The organism is Streptomyces sp. NPDC001606 (genome assembly GCF_053596835.1).
In genome coordinates, this window is record NZ_JBSFHC010000001.1 from 215,962 (window position 1) to 241,777 (window position 25,816).

Annotated in this window: 24 protein-coding genes; 15 read left to right on the top strand and 9 right to left on the bottom strand. The window is 73.5% G+C overall.

What is annotated here, in order from left to right:
• The first annotated feature begins 49 nt into the window (after positions 1–49).
• On the top strand, positions 50–409 hold the full coding sequence (locus ACWCV9_RS01060) for a thioesterase family protein (protein ID WP_450783495.1): 360 nt from the start codon (positions 50–52) through the stop codon (positions 407–409).
• A 78-nt stretch (positions 410–487) separates the two neighbouring features.
• On the opposite strand, the gene ACWCV9_RS01065 is transcribed toward ACWCV9_RS01060, so the two are convergent.
• The 3 genes from ACWCV9_RS01065 to ACWCV9_RS01075 all read right to left on the bottom strand — a co-directional run bounded on the left by ACWCV9_RS01065 (position 488) and on the right by ACWCV9_RS01075 (position 3,513).
• Positions 488–865 carry an NUDIX domain-containing protein gene (locus ACWCV9_RS01065; protein WP_450783496.1) on the bottom strand — a complete coding sequence of 126 codons (378 nt, stop codon included), beginning with the start codon at positions 863–865 and terminating at the stop codon, positions 488–490.
• A gap of 29 nt (positions 866–894) precedes the next feature.
• On the bottom strand, positions 895–1,809 hold the full coding sequence (locus tag ACWCV9_RS01070) for a diacylglycerol kinase family protein (RefSeq protein ID WP_450783498.1): 915 nt from the start codon (positions 1,807–1,809) through the stop codon (positions 895–897).
• A 111-nt stretch (positions 1,810–1,920) separates the two neighbouring features.
• A complete protein-coding gene (locus ACWCV9_RS01075; protein WP_450783500.1) occupies positions 1,921–3,513 on the bottom strand; it encodes an FAD-binding oxidoreductase in 1,593 nt (530 codons plus the stop codon).
• 97 nt (positions 3,514–3,610) lie between these two features.
• Between ACWCV9_RS01075 and ACWCV9_RS01080 the strand changes: the two genes are divergently transcribed.
• Together ACWCV9_RS01080 and ACWCV9_RS01085 are read left to right on the top strand one after the other, a co-directional pair.
• Entirely contained in the window at positions 3,611–4,246 is a 636-nt protein-coding gene (locus ACWCV9_RS01080; protein WP_450783502.1) for a TetR/AcrR family transcriptional regulator, read from the top strand.
• The gene (locus ACWCV9_RS01085) at positions 4,243–5,814 is read left to right on the top strand and encodes a glycerol-3-phosphate dehydrogenase/oxidase (protein WP_450783503.1); all 1,572 of its coding nucleotides are present in this window, start codon (positions 4,243–4,245) and stop codon (positions 5,812–5,814) included. The genes ACWCV9_RS01080 and ACWCV9_RS01085 overlap by 4 nt, the downstream gene beginning before the upstream one ends.
• Before the next feature lie 40 nt (positions 5,815–5,854).
• Here the strand turns inward: ACWCV9_RS01085 and ACWCV9_RS01090 are convergent, their stop codons facing one another.
• From ACWCV9_RS01090 to ACWCV9_RS01105, 4 genes are all read right to left on the bottom strand, one after another.
• A complete protein-coding gene (locus ACWCV9_RS01090; RefSeq protein ID WP_450783504.1) occupies positions 5,855–6,328 on the bottom strand; it encodes a hypothetical protein in 474 nt (157 codons plus the stop codon).
• A 58-nt stretch (positions 6,329–6,386) separates the two neighbouring features.
• Positions 6,387–7,838 (bottom strand): WGR domain-containing protein, encoded by a 1,452-nt coding sequence (locus ACWCV9_RS01095; protein ID WP_385842667.1) that lies wholly within the window; start codon positions 7,836–7,838, stop codon positions 6,387–6,389.
• Between the two features lie 154 nt (positions 7,839–7,992).
• Complete coding sequence (locus ACWCV9_RS01100; RefSeq protein WP_450783505.1) at positions 7,993–8,961, bottom strand: threo-3-hydroxy-L-aspartate ammonia-lyase; 969 nt, start codon at positions 8,959–8,961, stop codon at positions 7,993–7,995.
• 59 nt (positions 8,962–9,020) lie between these two features.
• Positions 9,021–9,644, bottom strand: coding sequence for a helix-turn-helix transcriptional regulator (locus ACWCV9_RS01105; protein WP_450783507.1), 624 nt, complete (start codon positions 9,642–9,644; stop codon positions 9,021–9,023).
• Between the two features lie 179 nt (positions 9,645–9,823).
• Here ACWCV9_RS01105 and ACWCV9_RS01110 point away from each other — a divergent pair, with 179 nt between their 5' ends.
• The 5 genes from ACWCV9_RS01110 (at position 9,824) to ACWCV9_RS01130 (ending at position 16,078) form a co-directional block, all read left to right on the top strand.
• Complete coding sequence (locus tag ACWCV9_RS01110; protein WP_450783508.1) at positions 9,824–10,933, top strand: epoxyqueuosine reductase; 1,110 nt, start codon at positions 9,824–9,826, stop codon at positions 10,931–10,933.
• Between the two features lie 487 nt (positions 10,934–11,420).
• Positions 11,421–12,218, top strand: a complete 798-nt coding sequence (locus ACWCV9_RS01115) for an SAM-dependent methyltransferase (RefSeq protein WP_450783510.1) — start codon at positions 11,421–11,423, stop codon at positions 12,216–12,218.
• 227 nt (positions 12,219–12,445) lie between these two features.
• Positions 12,446–13,876 carry a uracil-xanthine permease family protein gene (locus tag ACWCV9_RS01120; RefSeq protein WP_450783511.1) on the top strand — a complete coding sequence of 477 codons (1,431 nt, stop codon included), beginning with the start codon at positions 12,446–12,448 and terminating at the stop codon, positions 13,874–13,876.
• A 46-nt stretch (positions 13,877–13,922) separates the two neighbouring features.
• Entirely contained in the window at positions 13,923–15,371 is a 1,449-nt protein-coding gene (locus ACWCV9_RS01125) for an amidohydrolase family protein (protein ID WP_450783512.1), read from the top strand.
• The gene (locus tag ACWCV9_RS01130) at positions 15,368–16,078 is read left to right on the top strand and encodes a sulfite exporter TauE/SafE family protein (protein ID WP_450783513.1); all 711 of its coding nucleotides are present in this window, start codon (positions 15,368–15,370) and stop codon (positions 16,076–16,078) included. Before ACWCV9_RS01125 ends, ACWCV9_RS01130 begins: the two co-directional genes overlap by 4 nt.
• 102 nt (positions 16,079–16,180) lie before the next feature.
• On the opposite strand, the gene ACWCV9_RS01135 is transcribed toward ACWCV9_RS01130, so the two are convergent.
• Positions 16,181–17,215, bottom strand: coding sequence for a substrate-binding domain-containing protein (locus tag ACWCV9_RS01135; protein WP_450783514.1), 1,035 nt, complete (start codon positions 17,213–17,215; stop codon positions 16,181–16,183).
• A gap of 125 nt (positions 17,216–17,340) precedes the next feature.
• Between ACWCV9_RS01135 and ACWCV9_RS01140 the strand changes: the two genes are divergently transcribed.
• The 7 genes from ACWCV9_RS01140 (at position 17,341) to ACWCV9_RS01170 (ending at position 25,420) form a co-directional block, all read left to right on the top strand.
• The gene (locus ACWCV9_RS01140; protein ID WP_450783515.1) at positions 17,341–18,819 is read left to right on the top strand and encodes a glutamate--cysteine ligase; all 1,479 of its coding nucleotides are present in this window, start codon (positions 17,341–17,343) and stop codon (positions 18,817–18,819) included.
• Between the two features lie 109 nt (positions 18,820–18,928).
• On the top strand, positions 18,929–19,765 hold the full coding sequence (locus ACWCV9_RS01145; RefSeq protein WP_450784218.1) for a class I SAM-dependent methyltransferase: 837 nt from the start codon (positions 18,929–18,931) through the stop codon (positions 19,763–19,765).
• A 201-nt stretch (positions 19,766–19,966) separates the two neighbouring features.
• Positions 19,967–20,995, top strand: a complete 1,029-nt coding sequence (locus tag ACWCV9_RS01150; protein WP_450783516.1) for a hypothetical protein — start codon at positions 19,967–19,969, stop codon at positions 20,993–20,995.
• 37 nt (positions 20,996–21,032) lie between these two features.
• Positions 21,033–21,746, top strand: a complete 714-nt coding sequence (locus ACWCV9_RS01155; RefSeq protein WP_450783517.1) for a maleylpyruvate isomerase N-terminal domain-containing protein — start codon at positions 21,033–21,035, stop codon at positions 21,744–21,746.
• Positions 21,747–21,855: 109 nt separating this feature from the next.
• Positions 21,856–22,137, top strand: a complete 282-nt coding sequence (locus ACWCV9_RS01160) for a hypothetical protein (protein ID WP_450783518.1) — start codon at positions 21,856–21,858, stop codon at positions 22,135–22,137.
• A gap of 190 nt (positions 22,138–22,327) precedes the next feature.
• Positions 22,328–24,076, top strand: a complete 1,749-nt coding sequence (locus tag ACWCV9_RS01165) for a carbohydrate binding domain-containing protein (protein WP_450783519.1) — start codon at positions 22,328–22,330, stop codon at positions 24,074–24,076.
• 90 nt (positions 24,077–24,166) lie between these two features.
• On the top strand, positions 24,167–25,420 hold the full coding sequence (locus tag ACWCV9_RS01170) for a hypothetical protein (RefSeq protein ID WP_450783520.1): 1,254 nt from the start codon (positions 24,167–24,169) through the stop codon (positions 25,418–25,420).
• A 5-nt stretch (positions 25,421–25,425) separates the two neighbouring features.
• Here ACWCV9_RS01170 and ACWCV9_RS01175 read toward each other — a convergent pair whose 3' ends face one another.
• Entirely contained in the window at positions 25,426–25,815 is a 390-nt protein-coding gene (locus ACWCV9_RS01175) for a RidA family protein (RefSeq protein WP_450783521.1), read from the bottom strand.
• Position 25,816 lies beyond the last annotated feature (1 nt).

The following is a 25,816-nucleotide window of genomic DNA, read 5'->3' on the forward strand; positions in this document are numbered from 1 at the left end:
GGTCGCGGATCGCCGTTCCCGGGGCGCCGGGTTGCGTTAGCGTGGCCGTATGCGCCATGAGGTGACCGACGCCGACACCGCGGCGGCGGTGGGCAGCGGTGATGTTCCCGTGCTGGCCACCCCGCGGCTGATCGCCTGGCTGGAGGCGGCGACCGTACACGCCGCCGCTCCGTTCACCGGGCCGGGCCGTACGACGGTGGGTACCGCCGTCCGGGTCGAGCATCTGCGGGCCACCCGGGTGGGCGGCCGCGTGGAGGTGACCGCCGAACCCCCGGCAGCGGTGACGGGACGGCGGCTCACCTTCGCCGTGCGGGCCGTCGACGGGTCCGGCGAGCTGGTCGCGACGGGCGAGATCGACCGGGTGGTCGTCGACCGGGAACGGTTTCTCGGGTCGGCGCCGCAGCCCTGACCGGGGCTCAGGTCGCGAGTGTCCCCCGGGGGGCGGGAACGGTTTCTCGGATCGGGATGCCGCAGCCCTGACCAGGGATCAGGTCGCCGAGTGGCCCCGGAGGTAGTCCCGCACGGCCGGTGGCAGCGCGGAGCGGGCCGCCGTCTCGGTGGCCACCCAGCGCAGCCGCTCGGCGGGGAGCCGGGCGCCGTCCGACGGGGAGCCGCTCAGCAGTTGGCAGACCACCGGCGTCGCCCCGTCCGGCGGGACCGGCCCGGCCGGCTCCAGGGTGGTGGAGCCGTCGACGAGGTAGCCGGTGAGTTCGTAGACGACACGGGCCGCGGTCGCCGTCGCCGTCTCGGCCGGCTCCGGTGTCCCCGAGGGGAGTTCCCAGCCGCCCGCGCGCTCCACCAGCAGCACCCGCCCGTTGTGGACGACCACCGCCTGTACCACACCCTCGACCTGCTCCAGCGTCATGTCACCGCGCCCCTTTCCTGCCGGGACACCTACCCACCGACGGGCGGTGCCGCACCCGTCGGCCGGTAGAGCACCGGAAGATCCCGGGGCCGTACCCGCACGGTCACCGGCAGGGTGGCCTCCACCTCGCCGTCGGCGCCGTAGGGCACGGGACGCGTGGCCTCGATGCGCAGTTCCCGGCCGCGCAGCACACGGACTTCGGGACGGTCGATGTGGGCTCCGGTCTTCAGCTCGTTCATCAGGGCGAAGAACAGCCGGCGCGGTGCCTCGCGGATCATGACGACGTCCAGCAGTCCGTCGTCGAGGCGTGCGTCGGGGGCGATCAGCCGACCCGAGCCGTAGTAGGGGGAGTTGGCGGCGACGACCGTGTAGCCGCGGTGGGGGTGTTCCTCGCCGTCGACGGTGACGCGGTAGTCGGCGGGCCGCCAGCCGGTGACGGCCCGCAGGCCGCCCGCGTAGTAGGAGGCCGGTCCGCGCAGCAGCCGGGCGTGGTTGGCGTGCCGGTTGGCGAGGGCGTCGACCCCGGCGTAGACGCTGCCGAGGGCCACCGTGCCCCGGTGCACGGACGATTCGATCTCGATGGTGTCGACGGGGCTGGGTTCGGCGTGCAGCAGCAGGTCGGCGAGAGCGGCCGGGTCGGTGGGCAGCCGCAGGGCGCGGGCGAAGTCGTTGCCGCGTCCGGCGGGTACCAGGCCCAGTACCGTGCCGGTACCGCTCAGCGCGCCGCCGATGCCACCGGCGATGCCGTCGCCGCCCACGGCCAGCACGACGCGGCCGCGTTCGCCGGCCCGGCGGGCGATGTCCTGGGCGTGGGCGAGGCTGTGGCTGTATTCGGTCTCCAGCCCGGCCCCGGCCGCCCGGAGCAGCCGGGCCACCTGAAGCAGCGTGGCCGCCGCGGTGGAGCCGCCCGCGGTCGGGTTGACGACGGCGGTGAACTGTCGCATCGGTGTGTCTCCGTCAGGCGGGTCGCAAGGGGCGGGGTCGGTCGGGGTCGCAAGGGGCGGGGTCGGCCGGGACCGGTCGCGGTCGGCCGTGGCGCCGTCGGTCACCTCGGGTCAGTCCGTGGGCAGCAGGACGCCGGGGTTGAGCAGACCCTCCGGGTCCAGGGTGCGCTTGACGGCGCGCAGCGCCTCGACGGCGAGCGGTCCGGCCTCGCGGACGTACCAGTCGCGGTGGTCGGTGCCGACGCCGTGGTGGTGGGAGATGGTGCCGCCGGCGGCCAGTACGGCCTCGTTGGCGGCGTGCTTGGCGGGCGTCCAGTGGGCCACCGGGTCCTCGCCCTGGGCGCTGACGACGGTGAAGTACAGCGAGGCCCCGTTCTCGTACACATGGGAGATGTGGCACATCACCAGCGGCGGGGTGCCGGCCTGGGTGAGGGTGTCTGTCAAGGCGGTGCGGACGGCCGCGTACAGGTCGGGGACGCGGGACCAGAACGCGGCGGTCTCCAGGGTCTCGGCGAAGGCGCCGACGTCGAGGAGGGCGTCGCGCAGATACGGCGCGGAGTAGCGGCCGTGGGCCCAGCGTTCGCCGGGTTCCGCGCCGAGGAGGGTGCCGCCGCAGTCGGTCAGGACGGCCGCGGCCTGTGCGCGGCGCCGTGCGGTGTCCTCCTCGGTGCCCTCGTATCCGGTGACGGCGAGGCAGCCCGCGCCGCTCAGGCCCCCCTCGGCGCCGATGGCGTCGGGCTGGGCGAGGCCGATGAGCGTCTCGGTCTCGTCGGACAGCCGCAGCACGGTGGGCCGGGGCCCGTCCTGGGCGAGCCGGCGCAGCGCCGCGGCGCCCGCCTCGAAGGAGTCGAAGCGCCAGCCCTCGTAGACCCGCGTCTCGGGCAGCGGACGGATCCGTACGGCGACGGAGGTGATGACGCCGAAGGCGCCCTCCGAGCCGAGGACGAGCTGGCGCAGGTCGGGGCCGGCCGCGGAGCGCGGGGCGCGGCCCGTCTCCAAGGTGCCCGCGGGCGTGGCGAGGGTCAGACCGAGCACCATCTCGTCGAAGCGGCCGTACCCGGCGGACGCCTGTCCGCTGGAGCGGGCGGCGGCGAAGCCTCCGATGGTGGCCCACTCGAAGGACTGCGGGAAGTGGCCGAGGGTGAAGCCCTCTTCGGCGAGCAGGGCCTCGGCCTCGGGAGCGCGCAGGCCGGGTTGCAGGACGGCGATGCGCGACACGGGGTCCAGGTCGAGCAGGCGGTTCATCCGGCGCAGGTCCAGGGCGACGAAGGCGCCGCGCTCGGGGGCGAGTCCGCCGACGACGGAGGTGCCGCCGCCGAACGGCACGACGGCCAGGCCGTGCGCGGCGCAGACCCGCAGCACGGCGACGACCTCGTCGTGGCCGGCGGGCAGGACCACGGCCTGGGGGACGTCCGAGATGTCACCGGCGCGGATGCGCAGCAGGTCGGGGGTGGACTTGCCGCGGGTGTGCCGGATGCGGCTGTCCGCGTCGGTGCGCACGTGCTGTTCCCCGCCGACGGCCTCGGCGAGCGCCGTGAGGGCGGCGGGAGCGGCCGTGGGGGCGGGCAGGCGGATGTCCTCGAGCGCGAGCGGGGGCGTGCTGACGGGCTTGACGCCGAGCAGGTCGCGCAGCAGTCCGGTCACCGTCTCGGGCAGGGGGGCCGCCTTGGCCGGGTCGCCCCAGCCGTTCCACAGCATGTCCATTGAACGGTCGTCCTCACAAGGTCGGTGTGCTCGGTGCGGGGGCTGCGGCGGCGGTCCGCCGCTTCCGCCCGGCCCCCGGGGCGTTACACTGTGACACATGACGCCTATTCGTCACAACGGTTCGGACGGTCACAGCGGCGCGGACGGCCAGCAGGGCCCGGACAGCAATCCCGTGCTCGACGCGGCACGCGACTGTGTGCTGGCCGTCGGCGTGCGCCGCACCACCCTCGCGGACGTCGCCCGCCGCGCCGGTGTCTCCCGGATGACGCTGTACCGGCGCTGGCCGGACCTGCGGACACTGGTGGGCGATCTGATGACCCGCGAGTGGATCGACGTGGCCACCCGGGCGATCCCCGAGCCCGGCGCCTGCGCACACACCCGCGCGCGGATCGTGGACGGGATGGTGGCGGGCGTCGAGGCGTTCCGCGCGCACCCCCTCTTCCGCAAGATCGTCGACGTCGATCCGGAGCTGCTGCTCCCCTATGTGCTCGACCGGCGCGGGACCAGCCAGGAAGCCCTGCTGGCGCTGCTCGCCGACGCCCTGCGGGAGGGCCACGCGGACGGCTCCGTGCGTCCCGGCCACACCGAACGGCAGGCCCGCGCCCTGCTGCTGACCGTGCAGTCCTTCACCCTGTCCCTGCGCACGATGACCGACGAGGACGATCCGGAGCTGGACTCCGCCGCCTTCCTCGGCGAGCTGCGCACCCTCCTGGAGAGGACCCTCACGCCATGAGCCACACCAGTGCCCGACCCGGCTCGTCCCTCGACGGCGCCCGGCGGGCCCGGGAACTGGCCGAGGCCACGGACGGCCGGGTGGCCGACGTGCTGGTCGTCGGGCTCGGCGCGACCGGGGCCGGGGCCGCCCTGGACGCGGCCGCCCGCGGACTGGACGTCGTCGCCGTGGACGCCCACGACCTGGCCTTCGGCACCTCCCGCTGGAGTTCCAAGCTCATCCACGGCGGGCTGCGCTACCTGGCCTCGGCCCAGTTCGACGTGGCGCACGAGAGCGCGGTCGAACGCGGGGTGCTGATGACGCGCACCGCGCCGCATCTCGTGGCCGCGCAGCCGTTCGTACTGCCGCTGACCCCGCTGGTGTCGCGCGCGCAGGCATCGCTGGCGTGGGCCGGGTTCCGGGCCGGTGACATGCTGCGGCTGGCGGCCCGGACACCGCGGCAGGTGCTGCCCGCGCCGCGCCGGCTGTCGGCGACGGAGGCCCGGCATCTGGCGCCCGGGGTGCGCGCGGACGGCCTGCGCGGCGGGCTGCTGTCCTGGGACGGCCGGCTGACCGACGACGCGCGGCTGGTGACGGCCGTGGCCCGGACGGCCGCCACGCACGGCGCACGGGTGCTGACCCGGGTCAGGGTGCGCGAGCTGACCGGGACGGGCGCACGGATCCGTGACGAACTCACCGGCGAGGAGGGCGAGATCAGGGCCCGCGCGGTCATCAACGCCACGGGTGTGTGGGCGGGCGAACTCGTCGACGGCATCCGGGTACGGCCGTCGCGCGGCACCCATCTGGTGCTGCGCTCCGAGCGGCTCGGGCTGCTGCCGGCGGGTCTGCACATCCCGGTCCCCGGCGAGACCAACCGCTTCGTGCTGGTCCTGCCACAGGGCGACGGCCGGGTGTACGTCGGGCTCACCGACGAGCCGGTGGAGGGCGGCATCCCGGATGTGCCGGAGGTGCCCGAGACGGACATCGGCTTCCTGCTGGACGTCCTCGGCTCCGTCCTGGACACGCCGGTACGACGGGACGAGGTCGTCGGTGCCTTCGCGGGACTGCGGCCCCTGCTGGACACGTCCTCGGGCGGGGCTCCGGCCCGCACCGCCGACGTCTCGCGCCGGCACGCCGTACTGACCTCGTCCGACGGCGTCACCACGGTGGTCGGCGGCAAACTCACCACCTACCGGCGGATGGCCGAGGACGCGGTGGACGCGGCGATCGAGGCGCGCGGCCTGACCGCCGGGCCCTCCCCCACCGCCGGACTGCCCCTGATCGGCGCCGCCGCACCGGCCCGGCTGCGGGCCCTGCCCGCACCCCGGCGGCTGGTCCGCCGCTACGGCACCGAGGCCGTCGCCGTCCACGCGCTCGCCACCGCGGATCCCGCCCTGGCCGAGCCGGTACTGCCGGGCCATCCCGTCACCCGGGCCGAACTCGTGTGGGCGGCCCGGCACGAGGGCGCCCTCGACGTGTCCGACCTCCTGGACCGGCGCACCCGCATCGGCCTGGTCCCGCAGGACCGCGCCGAGGCCCTCGCCGCAGCGCGGACCGCCCTGGACGAGGCGGCGGCCCCGCGGCCCTGATACGGGCCCGGCTGTCCCGCGCAGCGCCCTCGGGCTCCCCTCATGGACCGTCCGCGGGCCGGGGCGCTTGCACATGGTCCACGGCGGTGCCGTCCGGATTCCGCCCGAAGGCCGCCTCCAGCACAGCGGGGAGGTCCGTCTCGGGGACCGTGGCACGGACCTCCGCCAGGACCTGCGGGAAGGTGTCGTCGTCGATGCCGCCCATGTACTCCTGACGGAGCCGGTGAATGATCTCGACGAGTTCGGGCCGCAGCCGCATCCAGGCACGGGAGGTGCGGACCGCCTCGTCGACCTGGTGCATGAACCAGCGCATGACCTCGTAGGGAACGTCCACGTGGGGCTCGTGCGGGTTGAAGCACACCGTCGGCTCCCTGCCCGGATCCTCGTCGGGGACGATCGCCGTCACGAGGTTGCGCTGCCCGGCCACGAGGTCCAGTTCCAGGTACCAGGCGTCATCGGGCACGGAGTACATCTCGGTGATCGTGTAGTCGCCGTCGGGGTGTCTCAAGGCCATGGCCGCATGCTGTCACGCCCGGGACGGGGCGAGGGGGCCGCCCTGGTCGCCGGTGGGCTCACAGCAGGCGACGGATGTCGCCGCGGACGCGGTAGAAGCCGCCCGCCGCCGGGTGCAGGGCGTCCACGACGTAGCGGGCGCCAGGCTCGCGTATCGCGCGGGGGAACTGCACATGCCACGCGGTGTCGTACCCTTCGGAGACCACCCGGACCCGCACCCGTCCGGACTCCTGGACGCATTCGACGACGACCGAGCCGGCCGGGGCCCGGTCCACGGTGGCCACCGCCGCGACGGCGGTGGCCGGTGCGCGGGCCGGCAGGGCGGCGGCGAGCTTCACGTCCCGCACCACGGGCACGCTGCCCTGCTGGGCCGCGGAGACGGCCTGCTCGCTGGCGTCCACGCAGACCAGCGAGCCGTCCGTGGTCACCAGGTAGAGCCGCTCGTCGCGGTACTGCATCGACAGGGCCGAGCCGCTGCCCGTGCCGAGCTTCCACAGCCGGGTGCCGTCCCGGTCGAAGCAGTAGACGGAGGAGGCCGCGTCCCCGGCGAAGACGAACCGGCCGCCGGGCGAGGTGGCGCACGAGTACACCGGGCCGTCGCAGGCGTACGTCGCCTCGATCGCGCCGGTCGTCTTCGACAGCCGCTGGACCACGCGGGCCGCGGTGCCCGCGTACACGGCGTCGTCCTCCTGCCAGCCGAACAGCACGCCACCGCGGGTGGTCGTGTGCCACAACTCGCCGCTGCCGTCCGGCGCGTAGGCGGTGACCCCCTGGTGGTGGCCGTGGTAGACGGCCCGGTCGTCGGCGCGGACCATCCAGGCGTGCTCGCCCCGGCTGCGGCGGGCCCACTGGTGCTCGTCCTCGTGGTCGATGACGGTGAGCCGGCCCTGGCGGTCCGAGACGTCCAGCACGCCCTCGTGGATGTCCAGCCAGAAGATGTCGACGTCGGCCGTGATGTCGTAGGCGGCGAAGGGGAGTTTGGCGGAGAGGTCGTACACCTTGCCGTCGTCGCAGCCCGCGTAGATCCAGAAGTCGTCGGCGACCAGGCACTTCACACCGTCGGGCAGGCTGAAGCGGGCCAGCACGGCGCCTTCGTGGTCCAGGGTGTAGACGTCACCGGCCTGGTTGCCGACCCAGGCGCGGTCCTCGTCGACATGGATGCCGAACGCGGCGGAGCCGGTGCGGAAGCGCCACAGCACCGGCGCCACGGCACGCGCGGTCGACGGGGCCGAGCTGACCTGACGCCGGGTCACCGCGCGCGGAGCGCGGCCGCCGGGCACCGCCGGCGCGTAGCCCTTGCGGACCTTCTCCCCCACCTTCTTCGCGGCGGCGGCCCGTGCCTTCTCCGCGGTCGGGAACGTCGTGGTCTGGGTCTGTCCGGCGGCGCCGATCCTGCCGTACCGCACGGTCACCACCTGGCCGTCGACGGTGACCTCGTAGAACTTGTGGGCACCGCCGCCCTCCTGCGACAGCTCCAGATATGTCGTCGACACCGCGGACGCCGTGGACATGGCACACCCCTCCCCGAGCCGGACCGCGGCCCTCCCGCAGGTCCTCACTGCTCACACCGTAGGCGGGGCCACTGACAATCGGCCGGGCGGCGACCGGGCCGCCGGAGCATCCGCGCCGACGCCCCGTCAACACCCCCGGGACGCACCGGTTTCCTCAGTCGGCGAGCAGCTCGGCGAACCTGCCGGCGTCGATGTTGCCGCCGGAGGCGATGACGCCGACGCGGGGCGGGAGCGGGGCCAGGTGTCCGGCCAGCAGGGCGGCGAGGCCGGTGGCGCCGCTCGGTTCCAGGACGATCTTCAGGCGTTCGAAGGCGAACCGCATGGCCTCGACGATCTCCGCGTCGCTGACCAGGGTGATCGCGTCGACCAGCCGCTGGTTGAGCGGGAAGGTGAGCTCGCCGGGCGTGGGCAGGGCCTGACCGTCGGCGATGGTGCGCGGCACCGGCACGGTGACGCGTGTGCCGCTCTCCAGGGACCGCTTGGTGTCGTCGCCCGCTTCCGGCTCGACCCCGACGATCCGGATGCCCGGGTGCAGCGCCTTGGCGGTGACGGCGCTGCCCGCGATGAGTCCGCCGCCCCCTACGGGTACGACGAGCGCGCCGAGCGGGCCGGTCTCCTCGAGGAGTTCGAGGGCGGCGGTGCCCTGGCCGGCGATGACATGCGGGTGGTCGTAGGGCGGGATGAGGGTCAGCCCCCGGTCCGCGGCCAGGGCCTCGCCGAGCTGGGTGCGGTCCTGGGTGTACCGGTCGTAGGTGACGATCTCGGCGCCGTACCCCGCCGTGGCCTCCCGCTTGGCGCGCGGGGCGTCCTCGGGCATCAGGACGACGGCCGTGGTGCCGACCTCGCGGGCGGCCAGGGCGACGGCCTGGGCGTGGTTGCCGGAGGAGTAGGCGGCGATGCCCCGAGCCAGCTGCTCGGGGGTGAGCCGGGCTGCGGCGTTGTAGGCGCCGCGGAACTTGAAGGCGCCGACGCGCTGGAAGTTCTCGCACTTGACGAACACCTCCGCGCCGACGCGGGAGTTGAGGGTGCGGGAGGTGAGGACAGGGGTGCGGTGCGCGACGCCCTTGAGGCGTACGGCGGCCTCGCGGACGTCGTCGAAGGTCACGGTCGGGGTGGCGGCCATGGCGGACTCCTTGCGGTCGGCGCGTCGGGGCGGGCCGTACGGGTACGGCGGCCCGCCCGTCACTTGGCGTAGTTGTAGACGGTCGCGCGGGAGACACCGAGCAGGTCGGCGATGGTCTGTGCGGCGTCGCGCGAGTCGAACCAGCCGTCCTGGTACAGCTGCCGGACCAGCGCCTTCTTGTCCGGCCGGCTCAGTGACCGGGGGGTGGCGGCGCGCTGGGCGGACAGCTCCTCCACCGTCCGGCGCAGTTCGCGCGCGGTGCGGTTCCGCAGGGTCTCCAGGGGCCGGCCACCGGAGTCGGGGTCGGTGGCGACGAGGTTCGCCAGGGCGAGGGCCACGGGGGACAGCACGGAGACGTCGAGGTTCAGGCAGAGCGCCGCGACATAGGTGCCGTCGGCGTTCTTGATGCCGATGGAGGTGCTCTTCACGGGCCGGCCGTCGGGGAACCGGTTGGGGTAGTTCTGGACGACGCTCGGATACTCCGGGTCGGCGATCCGTGCCAGTCCCAACTCGGTTGCGGGATCGCCGACCTGACGGCCCGACAGGTTGTTCTCGATGACACGGATCGCATGCCGGGGGTCCCGCAGGTCGTGCAGCACCACCTCGCACAGCCCGGGGAACATCCGTCCCACGGCGACGGCGATCTTCTCGGCCTCCTGGATGAGGTGCTCGTCGTTGTCCACCCGCACTCCTTGGACCGAATTTCTATTTCTGGACAGGAAGACTAAGTCGGTGCACGGCCCGGCGTCCAGACCGTCCCGCCGGATTCCGCTCTTGCTCTGGCGACCACCCTCCCGGCATAGTGGGTTTGAATTTCCAACTCACCAGCTCAACTCACTGCGCCGTACGGGGAAGGGACACCATGAGCGAGCAGGACACCGAGGGCCGCGCCGGGCGGCGGAAGCTTCCCGCCGGGCTCGCCGGCCACCGTTCCGTGCAGGCCGTGCTGGCGAGCCGCGCGGACGGCGGCCGGAGCGCCCCGCCACCGGTGATCGACGCGGACTGGCTGCGCGCGCTGTGCCTGGAGGCCGGTGCCGACGACGCGGCCGCGGTGAGCCTGGACCACCCCGACCTGGCCGGGGAGCGGGAGCACGTACGCGCCGCACTGCCCGGCACCCGCTCGCTCATCTCGCTCATGGTCCGCATGAACCGCGACAACACCCGCTCGCCCGCCCGCAGCGTGGCCAACCAGGAGTTCCACCAGACCGACGAACAGGTCAACGCCGCGGCCCGCGCGGTCTCCCGGGCCCTGGAGGACGCCGGCTACCACGCGCTCAACCCCTCGGCCGGCTTCCCGCAGGAGATGGAGAACTTTCCGGGGCGCATCTGGGTGGTGGCCCACAAGACCGTGGCCGTGGCGGCGGGACTGGGCGTGATGGGCCTGCACCGCAACGTCATCCATCCCCGGTTCGGCAACTTCGTGCTGCTGGCGACGGTCCTGGTGGACGCGGAGGTGAGCGCGTACGGGCAGCCGCTGGACTACAGCCCGTGCGTGGACTGCAAGTTGTGCGTCGCCGCATGCCCGGTGGGCGCCATCGGCAAGGACGGTTCCTTCGACGCGCTCGCCTGTACGACCCACAACTACCGTGAGTTCATGAGCGGGTTCACGGACTGGGCGCAGACCGTGGCCGACAGCGAGGACGCCGCCGAGTTCCGCTCCCGCGTCACCGACCCGGAGAACGCCTCGATGTGGCAGAGCCTCGCCTTCAAGCCCAGCTACAAGTCCGGGTACTGCCTGGCGGTCTGCCCGGCCGGCGAGGACGTCCTCGGACCCTACCTGGACGACCGCAAGGCGTACCTGGACACGGTGCTGCGACCGTTGCAGGAGAAGACCGAGACCCTCTACGTCCTGCCCGGCTCGGACGCCCAGGCGTATGCGCGGCGCCGCTTCCCGCACAAGCCGGCCAAGGAGGTCAGCGGCGGCTGGCGGCCCCCGGCGAAGCGCCGGCCCGGCCCTTCCGGCCCGGAGTGACCGGGGACGGCCGGTCGACCGGGAGTGACCAGGTACCGGCCGGTCGACCGGGAGTGACCGGGTGCCGGCCGGTGGAGGGGGCGGGGAACGACCCGAGCGCGTGGATTAGCGTTCCCCGCCCCTTCCGGGTCGGCCCGCCGCCGTCTCGCCGGCGGTGCGGCGGCGGACCGGTCTGGGGGGCGGTCCTGGCGGCCGCCCTTCGTACGCCCGGTCGTACGGTCGTGCGTGTCGTGCAGAGGGAGAGAGAGGATCTTGTTCAGACCTTCCGTCGCCGCGGGCCCGCAGGCCATCCGGGACGGGCCGGACGGGTGAGCCGGCGGCGTCCGCGCCCTCGCCCGCGCACCGCCCGCGGCCGTCCGACCGGCTGCGCGTGCGGGTCCAGGTGCCGACGGGACGCGGGAACTCGGCACACCCGCGAAGAAGTTGATGTGCGAAGCTTTGGCCGACCGTTCACCGAGGCCGTGGCGGCCGCCGAGAGGAGCACAGCGTGACACAGGACGGCTTCCAGGCCGTGCACATCGACACCAGCAAGCCGCACCCGGCCCGGATCTACGACTACCTCCTGGGCGGCAAGGACAACTACCCGGTGGACCAGGCGGCGGGCGACGAGCTCGCGGCCGCCGCACCGGAGGCGCGGATCGGCGTCCGGGCGAACCGCGCGTTCCTGCACCGGGCCGTCCGGTACGTCGTCGGCAGCGGGGTCCGGCAGATCCTGGACATCGGCACCGGGCTGCCCACCTCCCCGAACGTGCACGAGGTCGCCCAGCAGACGGCGCCGGACGTCCGGGTCGCGTACGTCGACAACGACCCGATCGTGGCCGCCCACGGCAACGCGCTGCTCAGCCGGACGGGTGCGACCAGCATCGTCCTCGGCGACCTGCGCGACCCGCGGTCCGTCCTGGACCACCCCGACGTCCGCAAGGTCATCGACTTCGACCGGCCGGTCGCCCTGCTGCTGGTCGCCGTACTGCACTTCCTCACCGACGCGGACGACCCGGCCGGCGTCGTCGCCACCCTGCGGGAGGCGCTTCCCGCCGGCAGCTTCCTGGTGCTCTCGCACGCCACGGGCGACTTCGCCGACCGCACCGCGGCCCAGGCCGTCTACACCAAGGCCACCGCCTCCCTGAACCTCCGCCCCCGCGCCGGGGTCGAGCGGTTCTTCGAGGGGTTCGAGCTGGTCGAGCCGGGGCTCGCACAGGTTGCGTTCTGGCGCCCGGACGGCACCCCGCCGCCCGGTTCCGCCGAGATCGGTTTCTACGCGGGCGTGGGCCGCAAGACGTCCTGATCCGGGTCCTCGCGGGGACATCGACGGCGCCGGGTCCATGCCGACGGACCCGGCGCCTTCTGCATGCGCCCCCACGATTCCTGCACCGGAGACTCGGGCCGCACCCTTGACCAGCCCCCTGTGGGCCCCTCCATACTGACGGCCGAATCGATCGGCCAAATCGATTTGGCCGCCGTCCCGGCCGGATCGTCGAGGCCTGAGCCGAGCGAGCCGAACGGAGCCCGCGCGTGTCCAGTCCCGCACATCCTGTCGACCCCCGACCCGACGAGCCGGCAGCCCTTCCGCCCCAGCCGTCCGACGCCGGTCCCCCTGCCGTCCACCCCGTCGACGAGTCCCGGCCGCTCGGCCGGATCCTCCTCTTCGGGCTTCAGCACGTCCTCGTGATGGCGGCGACCCCGATCTCCGCCATCTTCCTGATGAGCGCCACCCTGCGGCTGGGCCCGGGGCTCACCGTCGACCTGCTCTCGGCGTCCCTGCTGCTGTCCGGGGCCGGAACGCTGATCCAGTCCCTCGGCCCGTGGAGGTTCGGGCCGCGGCTGCCCTTCGTGATGCTGCCCGGCGGTGCGCCGTTGATCCTCTTCCTGTCGATCGCGCAGCAGCACGGGCTGCGCACCGCCACCGGCGCGGTGCTGCTCACCGCCGCCTTCACCTTCCTGGTCCTGCCGCTGTTCGCACGGCTGCTGAAGTACTTTCCCCCGCTGGTCATCGGCACGATGATCGTGATCGTCGGGGTCAACCTGGTGAAGGTCGGCGGACTGCTGGTCACCGGTCCGCCCGGCAGCCCCGGCTTCGGCGATCCCGCCCGCCTCGGGCTGGCCTTCACCACCATCGCCCTGATCATCGCCTTCACCCGGCTGCTGCGCGGCACACTGCGCCAACTCGCCGTCATGCTGGGCCTGTTCGCGGGAACAGCGGTCGCCTTCGCGCTCGGCCAGGCACACCCGGACGCACCGCTCGCCGGACAGCTCGTCGGCGTCCCGCGGCCATTGCCCTTCGGCGCGCCGGTCTTCGACCTCCTCGCCGCCCTGCCGCTGATGCTGTACAGCATCGCGTCCATGGCGGAGGCGACCGGGCAGACCGTCATCAACGCCGAAGCCGTGGGCAAGGACATCGACATACGCAGGGACGTGCCGCGCACCGTGCGCGGTGACGCGCTGACCTCGCTGCTCGGCGGCTGCTTCGGGCTGCCGCTGATGGTCACCAGCGGCGAGAACATCGGCATCGTCCGGGTGACCGGCGTCCGCAGCCGGTACGTCACGGCAGCCGCCGGCCTCGTCCTCGTCCTCCTCGGCTTCCTCACCCCGGTCGCGCGGGCGATCAGCGCGATGCCGCCCGCGGTGGTCGGCGGCGCGGCGATGGTGGTCTTCGCGGTCGTCACCGTGCTGGGCGTGCAGATGCTGGGCCGGGCCCGGCTGGAGGACCACACGGCCACCGTGACCTGCGCGGTCGCCCTCGCGCTGGGCCTCCTGCCGATCCTGGTGCCCGGCGTGTACGCCGGTTTCCCGTCCGGCGTGCGGATCCTGCTGGAGAGCGGGGTCGCCGTGGGCGCGCTCGTCGCCGCCGTCCTCAACGTCGTCTTCCACCACCTCGGACGCAGGGCCGCGAAGACCCCCACTCCCCGGCCGGCCGAGACACCCGGACCGGCCCTCCATGGGTGACCCGCTCCCCCGCCCCGCCTCGACCGCACCCGACCGACGGAGAACCATGCCCGACCTGTCCCCCGGCCCGCTCCGCGACGACGCGCTGCTGCTGGTCCCCGACCTCACCCTGACCCCCGAGGGCCCCCAGGAGCGGCACGCGGTGGTGGTGCGCGACGGGGTGTTCCAGGACGTCGGCCCGGTCGAGCGGATCCTTTCCGCTCACCCCTCGCTGATGCCCGTACCGCTGCCCGGACAGCTGCTGATGCCCGGCTTCACCGACAGCCACCACCATCTGACCCAGAGCTTCGGCGGCTCGCTGGCCTTCGGTGAGCCGTCGGAGATCTTCCGCCGGGTGTGGGTGCCGCTGGAGACCGCGCTGGACGAGGAGTCGGCGTACGTCGCCGCGAAGCTCGCCGCGCTGGAGTCGCTGCGGGGCGGCTTCACGACGGTCGCCGAGGCCGGCACCCGGGCGGCGGTGGACGTCGACGTGGTGGCCTCGGCCACCCGGGACGCGGGGATCCGCTGTGTGCTGGGGCTGGTCTGCAACGACGCCTCGGACGGCACCGGCGCGGACGCCGACCCGCGGGCCGTGCTCGCCGCCGCCGAACGGCATCTGGCACGGTACGGCGGCGGACTCGTCCATCCCTCGCTCGCCGTGAGCGTGCCCGAGGCCGCGACCGCGCCCGTGCTGGCCGCCACCGCGCGGCTCGCCGCCGAGGCGGGGACGGTCGTACAGATCCATGTCAACGAACATCTCGTGGCGGTGGAGCGCTCGCTGGTCCGGCACGGACTGCGGCCGCTGGAACATCTGCACCATGTGGGCGCGCTGGGACCGCAGTTGCTGGCCGCGCACGCGACGCTGCTCACTCCCGCCGAGGTCACACTGCTCGCCGACAGCGGTACGGCGGTGAGCTACAACCCGGTCGCCAGCGCCTGGAAGGGCAACGCGGTCGCTCCCGCCACCCTGTTCGCCGAGCGGGGCATCCGGTTCGGGCTGGGCACCGACGGCACCCGCGGGGACGGCTTCCGGCTCACCGAGGCAGCCGAGTTCGCACAGCGGCTGACGTACGGCCTGACCAGCGGCGACTCGTCCTGCGGCGCGGGCTGGACCTGGCTGGAGCGGGCCACCGCGGGCGGCGCGGACGCCGTCGGCCTCGGCCGGCTCACGGGACGTGTCACGGCCGGGGCCGCCGCCGACTTCCTGCTGGTGGATGTCACCGGGCCGGAGATGCAGCCGTCCTGGGACCTGCCCTGGGAACTGGTCCGGCGCGGCAACCGGGACCAGCTGACCGCCGTGTTCGTCGCCGGGCGGCTGCGGCTGTGGCACGGCCGGCCACTGGACTGGGACGCGGCGGCACTGGTCCGACGGGCGGCGGAACTGGCCCCGCGGGTGCTGCGGCGCGCCCGGGTGACGCGGGCGCACCCCACCTCGGTGGTGGCCCGCAGCCGTACGACAGCCTCCGCGACCCCGCCGGACACCGCGCCCGAGCCGGTCGCGGGCGGTGGACGGTGACCGGGACCACGCTGGCCGTACTGGCGCCGACCGTGGCCGCGGCAGCGTTCGTCCAGGGCACGAGCGGCCTCGGATTCGCGCTGATCGTGGCGCCGGTCGCGGGACTGCTCGCGCCGGGGCTGCTGCCGGTGTTCGTCCTGACGGCGATGATCCCGCTCAACCTGTACGTCGCCTGGCGCGAGCGGCACAGCCTCGACATGCGCGGTGCCGGATGGATCACCGCGGCCCGGCTGGCGGCGACACCGGCGGGGCTGGCGCTGCTGTGGGTGATCCCGGCCGGCGCGCTCGGCCCGGCCGTCGGGGCCGCCACGGTGCTGGCGGCGCTGGTGAGCCTGGCGGCGCCCGCGTTCCAGCCGGGGCGCGGCGCGTACGCGGTCGCGGGCGTCGTCACCGGGCTGACCGAGACGGCGACCGGCGTCGGCGGCCCACCGCTCGCCCTCGTCTACCAGCACCGCCCGCCCGGCGAGCTGCGCGCCACGGTCGCCGTCTGCTTCCTGGTCGGCGAAGTGGCCTCGCTGACCCTGCTGTTGGGCACCGGGCGGGGGCACCCGGCGGACATGGGCTGGGCCGTGCTGCTCCTGCCGGCACTGGCGGCCGGCGCCTGGCTCAGCCGACTGGTGCACCGACGCGTCGACGCCCGCCGGATGCGCGCCTTCGTCCTCCTCTTCGCGCTGGTGTCCGGGGCGGCGCTGATGGCGGGAGGCTGACCCCCCTCACGGCTGCCGGGTGGCTCCGCCGGGCGACTGCTGCTCCGACGCAGAGCGTCAGCCGGCTCCAGGTTGCCTGCCGGGCACCACCCGCGCCCCCGCTCACCGTTGGGAGGAGGCCCGGGGGACGAGGCGGGGGGACGGGGCGGGGAGCGGCGGCGTTTCCACGGGCTCGGCCGGGGGGCCGGACAGCCGGGTGAGCAGCAGTTCCACCGCGTCCGCGGCGGCCCGGTCCAGCCGCAGGTCCACCGCGGTGAGCGGCGGCTCGCAGGTCCGGGCGCGCAGCCCGTCGTAGCGGGTGACGACCATGACGTCCCCGGGGATACTGCGGCCGGCCTCGCGCAGCGCCCGTACCGCCCCGACGGCGAAGGCGTCGACCAGGACGCACAGCGCGTCGATGCCGGGATGCTCGGCGAGCAGCGCGGCGCAGCGGTCGTACCCGGCCTGCTCGCCGCCGTCCTCCGGTGCCGTGGCGACGATCGGCGGCCAGCCGTGCGCGGCCGCCGCCCGTTCGAAGGCCGCGCGGGCGTCGACGGTGGAGTGCCGGGTGCTCGCGCCGACGATCAGCGCCGGGCGGCGGGCGCCCTGGGCGCGCAGGTGGTCGAGGAGCAGGTCGACCACGCGGCCGCCGTGCAGGTCGACGTGCGGGGCGTCGTCGTCGGGATCGGTGGGCCGGCCGAGGGTGACGTACGGCAGTCCGCGCTCGCGCAGCTGGGCCACGGCCGGGTCGTCCGCCTCGGGCTCGACGACGATCGCCCCGTCGATGTCCACGGTGTACAGCGCGGACCCGGACTGCACGGGCGGTATCAGCACCAGCGCGTACTCGTGCATCAGGGCCCGCTCGGCCGCCGCGGCCGCCACCTCCATGTAGAAGCCGAGCCGGGAGGGTCCGCCGGCCACCGCGAACGGCATCGAGGAGGCCAGCGCGATCGCCCGGGCCTCGCCGCGGCGCAGCCGCTGCGCGCGGAGGTTGGGCCGGTAGCCCAGCTCGGCGGCGATCCGGCGGACCCGCTCGCGGGTGCGCGGATCGACCTTGCCGATGCCGTTCAGCGCGTGGGACACCGTGGTCCGGGACACCGCGGCCGCCGCTGCGACATCGGCGATGGTGGGCCGGCGGGCGCCGCGGGAGGTGGTCATGCGGCCATCTTGCCCCATACACCGATCAACGGTCCCGGCGGCGAGGACATCCGCATGGTGCGCCTGCGGCGATGGTGCGACGCTGGGGACAGAGGTGCCCGACGAGGGAGATGCCTGGAGGGCCGATGGGACGTGACGTCCCGGCGCTCGTCTTCACCCGCGACGACCGCCGCCGGTACCGGATCAAGATGCAGGAGTGCCTCGAGGCGTTCGCGCAGATGCTGCGCGAGGCACGGTTCGAGGCGGAGCGTCCGCAGGTCGGGCTGGAGATCGAACTGAACCTGGTCGACGAGGCGGCGGAGCCCGCGATGCGCAACAGCGATGTGCTGGAGGCGATCTCCGACCCCGCCTGGTCCACCGAACTGGGCCGGTTCAACCTGGAGATCAATGTGCCGCCGCGGCGGCTGACGGCGGGCGGTCCGGACGCCTGGGAGTCCGAGATCCGTGCCGCGCTGAACCACGCCGACCTGCGCGCCGGGTCGGCCGGTGCCCGGCTCATCATGATCGGGATCCTGCCCACGCTGCGCCAGCAGCACATCGGCGAGGACACGCTGTCCGAGAACCCGCGCTACCGGCTCCTCAACGACCAGATCTTCGCGGCCCGCGGCGAGGATCTGCGCATCGAGGTGGACGGGGTGGACCGGCTGCGGACCTATGCGGACACCATCACCCCGGAGGCCGCGTGCACCAGCACCCAGTTCCATCTCCAGGTGTCCCCGGAGGAGTTCGCCGGATACTGGAACGCGGCGCAGGCCATCGCCGGGGTGCAGGTGGCGCTGGCGGCGAACGCGCCGTTCCTGTTCGGCAAGGAGCTGTGGCACGAGACCCGGATCCCGCTGTTCGAGCAGGCCACCGACACCCGCCCGGAGGAGATCAAGGTGCAGGGGGTACGGCCCCGGGTGTGGTTCGGGGAACGCTGGATCACCAGCGTCTTCGACCTGTTCGAGGAGAACCTGCGCTACTTCCCGGCCCTGCTGCCACTGTGCGACGAGCAGGATCCGGTGGAGACGCTGGACCGGGGCGACACACCGGAGCTGAGCGAACTCACCCTGCACAACGGGACCATCTACCGCTGGAACCGGCCCGTCTACGCGGTCGCCGAGGGCCGCCCGCACATCCGGGTGGAGAACCGGGTGCTGCCCGCCGGACCGACGGTCGCCGACACGCTGGCCAACGGCGCGTTCTACTACGGGCTCACCCGGGCGCTGGTGGAGGAGGACCGGCCGGTGTGGTCGCGGATGTCCTTCGCGGCCGCCGAGGACAATCTGCACGCCGCCGCCCGGCACGGCATCGACGCGCTGCTGTACTGGCCGGGGACGGGCGAGGTGCCGGTGCCCGAACTGGTCCTGCGCCGGCTGCTGCCGCTCGCGCACCGCGGTCTCGAGCACTCCGGCATGGACGCGGCGTGGCGGGAGCCGCTGCTGGGAATCATCGAGCAGCGCTGTGTGACGGCCCGCAACGGTTCCGTGTGGCAGAAGGAGATGCTGCACCGGATCGAGGACACGACCCACACCGGCCGCCATGAGGCGCTGCGGCGGATGACCCAGGTGTACATCGACTACATGCATCTCAACGCCCCGGTCCACACCTGGCCGGTGGACTGAGACGCCCGATGCGCCGGCCGGCAGGGGACCGGACCGACGGCGCCCCTCGGAGCCGGTCAACTACGCTGGCGCGGTGACTGATGAGCAGGAGCGGGTGCGGCCGTCGGGAGTGTGGGCCACGGCGGTGGGGGTGGCCCGGGTGCGGGCGCTGGAGACCGAGCGGGAGGACGCCCTGTTCCGCGACCCACTGGCAATGGCCTTCGCCACCGCCGGCGGGCTGTGGCCCTCCTCGGCGCCGCTGTCCGAGGACGAGGGCGCGCGACGCCGCCGGCTGGCCGTGTCGTTCTCCATCGTCATCAGGACGAAGTTCCTCGACGACCTGTTGCGGGAGGCCAGTGCGGCCGGGGTCCGGCAGGTCGTGCTGCTCGGTGCCGGCATGGACAGCCGGGCCTTCCGGATGGACTGGCCCGAGGGCACCCGGCTGTTCGAGGTCGACACGGCCGCGCCACTGGACTTCAAGGCTTCGGTGCTGCGCCAGGAGCGGGCCGTCGCGCGCTGCGAGCGGATCACCGTCGCGGTGGATCTGCGTGAGGACTGGCCCGCCGCGCTGGCCGCGGCAGGGCACGACCCGACGGTGCCGACCGTGTGGATCGCCGAAGGACTGCTGATCTATCTGTCCGAGGACGCGGTGGACCTGCTGCTGGCCCGGATCGGCGCGCAGTCGGCGCCGGGCAGCCGGATGGGGCTGACGTTGGGCTCGCGCGGCGTGATCGAGCGCTTCGGCGCGGACGCCGTGCCGGGATCGGCGGCGTCCCTGTGGGTCTCGGAGATGCCCGACGACCCGGTGGGCTGGCTGGCCGGCCACGGCTGGGAGGCCGACTGCCACACCCTGCGCGAGCGCGCTGCCGCCTACGGCCGCCCGGTCAGCACCCCGCCGCAGCACGAGGAGGGGCCCGGCGGACTGATCTCGGCGGTCCGCCGCCGGAGCGCCTCCCGGCTTCCCTGAACGTCGTCCCGAGGCAGGTACGGCGTCGTGCGGACGCGCAATCGGGGGCGGTCGACGTCAATCACTGCGCCCCGCGTTCACCTGGTCGGCCGGGGGCGGCCGGCTTCGCATGCGGCCGACCGTACGGCCGTGTGATCATCCGACCCGAACCGTGACTGGTGGAGCATCGTTGCCGACCGCCCTGTGGCGGAAGGACACCGTGTGAGTCTGACCGAGCGCCGGACGATCCGGCATCCTCGTCCGCCGGGCATCGACACCCTGCGGTGCACGCCCCGGCACGGGCTGGGTGCGATCCCCGACCCGCGACACCGCGCCATGATGGCGGGCCTGCTGGATTCCGGTCTCCTCGACCCTCTGGTCGCGTTCGCAGTCGAGCACGAGCCGGCGGTGGACGGGGCCGCGGCCCGCTTCCGGGCCGGTCTGCTGGCCGCCGAGTTCGAGGCCTTCGGCGTCGCTGTCCCGGCCGCGACGATCCGCACCATCACCCTGATGCGCAGCCTGATGGTGCCGGTCACCGACGAGGATCTCGCGTTCGCGCTCGACCGTGTCTGGGTGTTCGGCACCTACCTCGACGACCTGTGCAGCCGCCGGCCGGCCGAGGCCGAGGCGGTCCTCCAGGAGGCCTTGCTGCCCGAGCGGGCCCCGACCCGTCCCATCACCCGCTATCTGCGGCACCTGTTCGCGCAGATCGCACCGTTCTGCGGGCCGACGTTCCTGGCGGTCTACCGGGCCTTCCTGCACAACGCGCTCGTCGGCGTGCTGATGGAGGCGGAGTTCACACCCGAGGTGTCCGACGGCGTGGACAGTGACTTCGTCCGGGCCTACAACGGCTTCTCCCAGTTCTGGTTCGTCTCCTTGCAGTTCACTCACCCGTGCCTCGACGCCGGCACGAACCGGGCGTTCTGGTCGGCGGCACTGTGCTCCGGCGTGACGTTCCTGAACGACGTCAACGACGTGCTGTCGTGCTACAAGGAGGCGGTCGACGGAGCCGACTTCGTCACCGGCAGGCTCTACCGCACCAGTACCCGGGAGGGCATCGCGTACCAGGGCGTCGCCCGCCGCACCCTCGACAGCGGCCTGGGGGCCCGCGACCGCTTCCTCGCTCTCGCCACCGACGACCAGCGTCCGCACCTGGAGCGCTACGCGGCCGGCTACGTCTACTTCCACCTCCGCTGCCGCCGCTATCGCTGGAACGACATCTATCCGGGCCTCACACCGATCGACACCTGAGACGCCTCGGGCGTCGGCCGCGTCGTACGCTGTCCGGGTGAGCCGATCCCGGACGACGGACAGGAGCAGCATGGCCGGTGCCGACGCTTCCGCCCAGGCGCGCACGGTGCGTGCGGCGTACGAGGCGCTCTCGGCGGTGGTCGCGGAGCTGGGTGACGAGGAGTCATGGCTGCCGACGGACTGCACGGGGTGGGCGGTCCGCGATCTCGTCTTCCACTGTCTGGGCGATGCCCAGCGCGCTCTGGTGGCCCTGCACACCCCGGCGTTCGGGCCGGCGGACCGGGATGCCGTCAGCTACTGGCAGGAGTGGCGGCCGGACGGCGTCGGTGCGGCGAACGGCCGGCGCTGGGCGCGGGTGAGCGCGAGCATGTTCCTGGACTGGGGCCAGTTGCGGGGTCTGTTCCTGGAGACGCTGGCGGCGGCCGCGCGGGCCGCGGACGGCGTCGGTCCCGGCCGGCATGTCGCTACCCAGGGGCATGTGCTGACGGCCGGCGATCTGCTGATCACCCTCGCGGTGGAGGCGACCGTGCACCATCTCGACCTGACCGCCGCTCTGCCGCTGGCGCCGGGGCCGTCGCCCGAGGGGCTGGCCGCGGTGCGCGCCACCCTGGACGGGCTGCTGGGCCGGCCCGGGCTGCCGGAGTGGAGCGACCGGCACTATGCGCGGGTGGGCACCGGCCGGGCCGCGCTCACCGAGGCCGAACGCACCGCCCTCGGTGCGGCGGCGGACCGCTTTCCGCTGTTCGGCTGAGTCCTCTGCCGCCGGGTGCGCCCGGCGGCACGTCCGACCCGGGGACATGTGCGGGCGGCGTCTGCGCGGTGCGGTGCTTCCCGGCCGCCCGGATGGAAGCCTGCGCTCCATGAACAGCCCTCCGAGCATCAACTGCTATGTCGACCGGGTGACCGCGGGACCGGGCGGCGCGCTGACCGACGAGGTCGGTATCGTCACCGGCGATCTGATGGTCGCGACCGTGCTGCGGGCCGACGGCCGCAGCGCGCGTGTGGCCGTGCAGCATTCCGGCAGCGACGTCTGGTACACCCTCAGCGGCAGCCCGGCCCCGGTGCCCGCCGGGCAGCTCGCGGCCTATCACCGCGATCTGCTGGGCCGTATCCGCCGCGGCGGTGGCACCCGGGCCAGCTGAACTCCTGTAGGTCAACTCTCAAGACATGTCAGCCAGTTGACTCCCATGAACGGGCAAAAACGGGGGTCGCGCACCTTGACCCGGGTTTGGTCCAGACCAATCATGGCCTAGACCAATAGCCCCGGCCGGGCTCCGCACCGTGCGCCACCCCCGCTCGACCGCCTTGTCGTCCGCTCTCCGGGAGTACCCGATGACACGTCCGAGATCCGTTCGCGCCCTGCTCACCGGCGTGGCCACACTGGCCGCGTCCGCGGGGATCGCCCTGGGCATCGGGGGCACCGCGCACGCGGCGACCCCGCTGCCCGCGCATGTCTTCGCGCCCTACTTCGAGTCCTACAACGGCGACAGCCCCGCCGCGCTGGCCCAGTCCTCCGGGGCCAAGTACCTCACCATGGCCTTTCTCCAGGCCGACAAGAAGGGCTCGTGCACCCCGTACTGGAACGGCGACAGCGGCAAGCCCGTGGACCGCTCCGTCTTCGGCGCCGACGTCGACACCATCCGCTCGCGGGGCGGTGACATCATCCCCTCCCTCGGCGGATACGCCGCCGACAACGGGGGTACCGAGATAGCCGACAGCTGCACCAGCGTGGACTCCATCGCCGCCGCCTACGAGAAGATCATCACCACCTACGACGTCTCCCGGCTCGACATGGACGTCGAGGACAACTCGCTCACCAACACCGCCGGCATCGACCGCCGCAACCAGGCCATCAAGAAGGTTCAGGACTGGGCCGCCGCCAACGGGCGCTCGGTGCAGTTCTCGTACACCCTGCCGACCACGACGACCGGTCTCGCCGACAGCGGGCTCGCCGTGCTGCGCAGCGCGAAGAGCGCCGGCGCGAAGGTGGACGTCGTCAACATCATGACGTTCGACTACTACGACGGCGCCACGCACCACATGGCCACGGACACCCAGACGGCCGCGAGCGGGCTGCACGGCCAGCTCGCTTCCCTGTACCCGAATCTGAGCGACAGCCAGCTGTGGGGCATGATCGGGGTCACCGAGATGCCGGGCGTGGACGACTACGGTCCGGCGGAGACCTTCACCACGGCCGACGCGACGACCGTGTACGACTGGGCCGTCGCCCGGGGCATCAACACCCTGTCCTTCTGGGCGCTCCAGCGCGACAACGGCAGCTGTCCCGGCTCCCCCGCCTCCGACACCTGCTCCGGCATCGCCCAGGACACCTGGTACTTCACCCACACCTTCGCACCGTTCACGGGCGGTACGACGACCCCGCCGGCCAATGACTTCGCGGTCTCCCTCTCTCCCGCCACCGCCTCCCTCGACCCGGGCGGCTCGGCGAAGGCGACCGTGCAGACCTCGGTGACCTCGGGCAGCGCACAGAGCGTCGACCTCGCGGTGAGCGGCGCGCCGAGCGGGGTGACCGCCTCGCTCAGCCCGTCCTCGGTCACCGCCGGCGGCACCTCGACCCTGACCGTGCAGGCGGGCACCTCGGCGGCGCCGGGCACCTACACCCTGACGGTGACCGGCACGGCCGGCTCGACCCGGCACAGCGCCACCCTCTCCCTGACCGTGAACGGGTCCGGCGGCACGGCGGTCCTCGGCAACGGCGGCTTCGAGACGGGCTCGCTCGCCCCGTGGACCTGCGGAAGCGGCGCCACCGTGGTCTCCTCCCCGGTGCACGGCGGAAGCCACGCGCTGAAGACCACGCCCTCCGACAGCACGACCGGCCAGTGCGCCCAGACCCTCACCCTGAAGCCGAACACCTCCTACACGCTCAGCGGCTGGGTGCAGGGGCCGTACGCCTATCTCGGGGTCAGCGGCGGCGCGACGGCCAGCACCTGGGCGTCCTCCTCCGCCTGGACGAAGCTGACGGTGCCCTTCACGACGGGCTCCTCCGGCACGGTCACCGTGTACGTCCACGGCTGGTACGGCCAGGGCGCGGTCTACGCGGACGACCTCGCCCTGTCCTGACCGGCAGCCGGGCGGCCCCGGCGGCCCGGTCGCGCGCCACACCGGAGCCAATCCCCCGCATTCATGCGCTTATCCCATCTAATGGGGGCGATGAGTGGAATCAGCCGCCGGGGCCTGGCGCGTCTCGGCCTCGGAGCCGGTCTCGGTGTGGCCACCGCTCCGCTCGCCGGCTGCGGCGGGCGGGAGGGCGGCGAACCCGGCGCGCCGGGGCAGGGGGCGCCCCGGCTGATCGGGGACGGCTCCACGTCGTACACCGGAGGCCAGCCCCGCCAGCCGGACGCGCCCACCCCGCTCGAACCGGGCGAGACCCCGCCCCAGTTCGTGGTGTTCTCCTGGGACGGCGCCGGCGAGCTGGGCACCGGCCTGTTCCCACGGTTCCTGGAGCTGGCCCGCACCCACGGCGCACACATGACGTTCTTCCTGTCCGCTCTCTATCTGCTGCCGGAGGAACACCGGCACAGGTACCGTCCGCCGAACAACCCGCCCGGCGCCTCCGACATCGGATACCTCAGCCACGCCCACATCAAGGAGACGCTGCGGTACGTCCGCCAGGCCTGGCTCGACGGCCATGAGATCGGCACCCACTTCAACGGGCACTTCTGCGCCGGCCCGGGGTCGGTGGCCCACTGGACGCCGGCGGAGTGGCGCTCGGAGATCGAGCAGGCCCGGACCTTCGTCACCGCCTGGCGCACCCACACCGGCTGGCACTCCGAGCCGCCGCTCCCCTTCGACTACGACCGGGAGCTGGTGGGCGGCCGTACCCCCTGTCTGCTCGGGCAGGAGAACCTGCTGCCGGCCGTCCGCGCGCTGGGCTGGCGGTACGACGCCTCGTCACCGGGCGGACTGCAACGCTGGCCGCGCAAGCGGCAGGGCGTCTGGGACCTGCCGTTGCAGAGCATCCCGTTCCCCGGGCACACCTTCGAGGTGCTGTCCATGGACTACAACATGCTGGCGAACCAGTCGGGGAACTCGACCCGGGCACCGTCGTACCACTACCCGTACTGGCGGGCCCAGGCGGCGCAGTCGTATCTGGCCGGGTTCGACCGGGCCTACGAGACGAACCGGGCGCCGCTGTTCATCGGCAACCACTTCGAGCAGTGGAACGGCGGAATCTACATGGACGCGGCCGAGGAGGCGCTCCGGCAGATCGCCGGCCGTACGGACGTCCGCCTGGTGTCCTTCCGCCAGTTCGTCGACTGGCTGGACGTCCAGGACCCGCGGCTCCTCGCCCGGCTGCGCACACTCCAGGTGGGCGAGCGGCCGGACGGCGGCTGGGCCGCGTTCCTGCGCCCGGCGCGGCGCGCCCGTGGCTCCGACGGTCCCGCCGCCGCCCGGCGGAGCTGAGCCGGTCACCGCCCGGGGCGGCGGGCGTACACCTCTATCTCGATCTTCATGCGCGGGTCGGCGAGTCCGCACACCATCATGGTGGCGGCCGGGCGGACCTCGCCGAAGCAGCGGCGCAGCACCGGCCAGCAGGGCTCGAAGTCCGCGCGGTCGGGCAGCAGATAGCGCACCCGGACCACATCGGCGAAGGTGCACCCCGCCTCGGTGAGCGCCGCCCCGATGTTGGCCAGGCACTGCTCGGCCTGCTCGACCACGTCGTCGGAGATGGTCATGGTGGTGTAGTCGAAGCCGGTGGTGCCGGACACGTGCACCCAGTCGCCGTCGACCACGGCCCGGGCGTAGCCGATCTGCTCCTCGAAGGCCGAACCACTCAGGATCGCGCGTCGCTCTGTCATG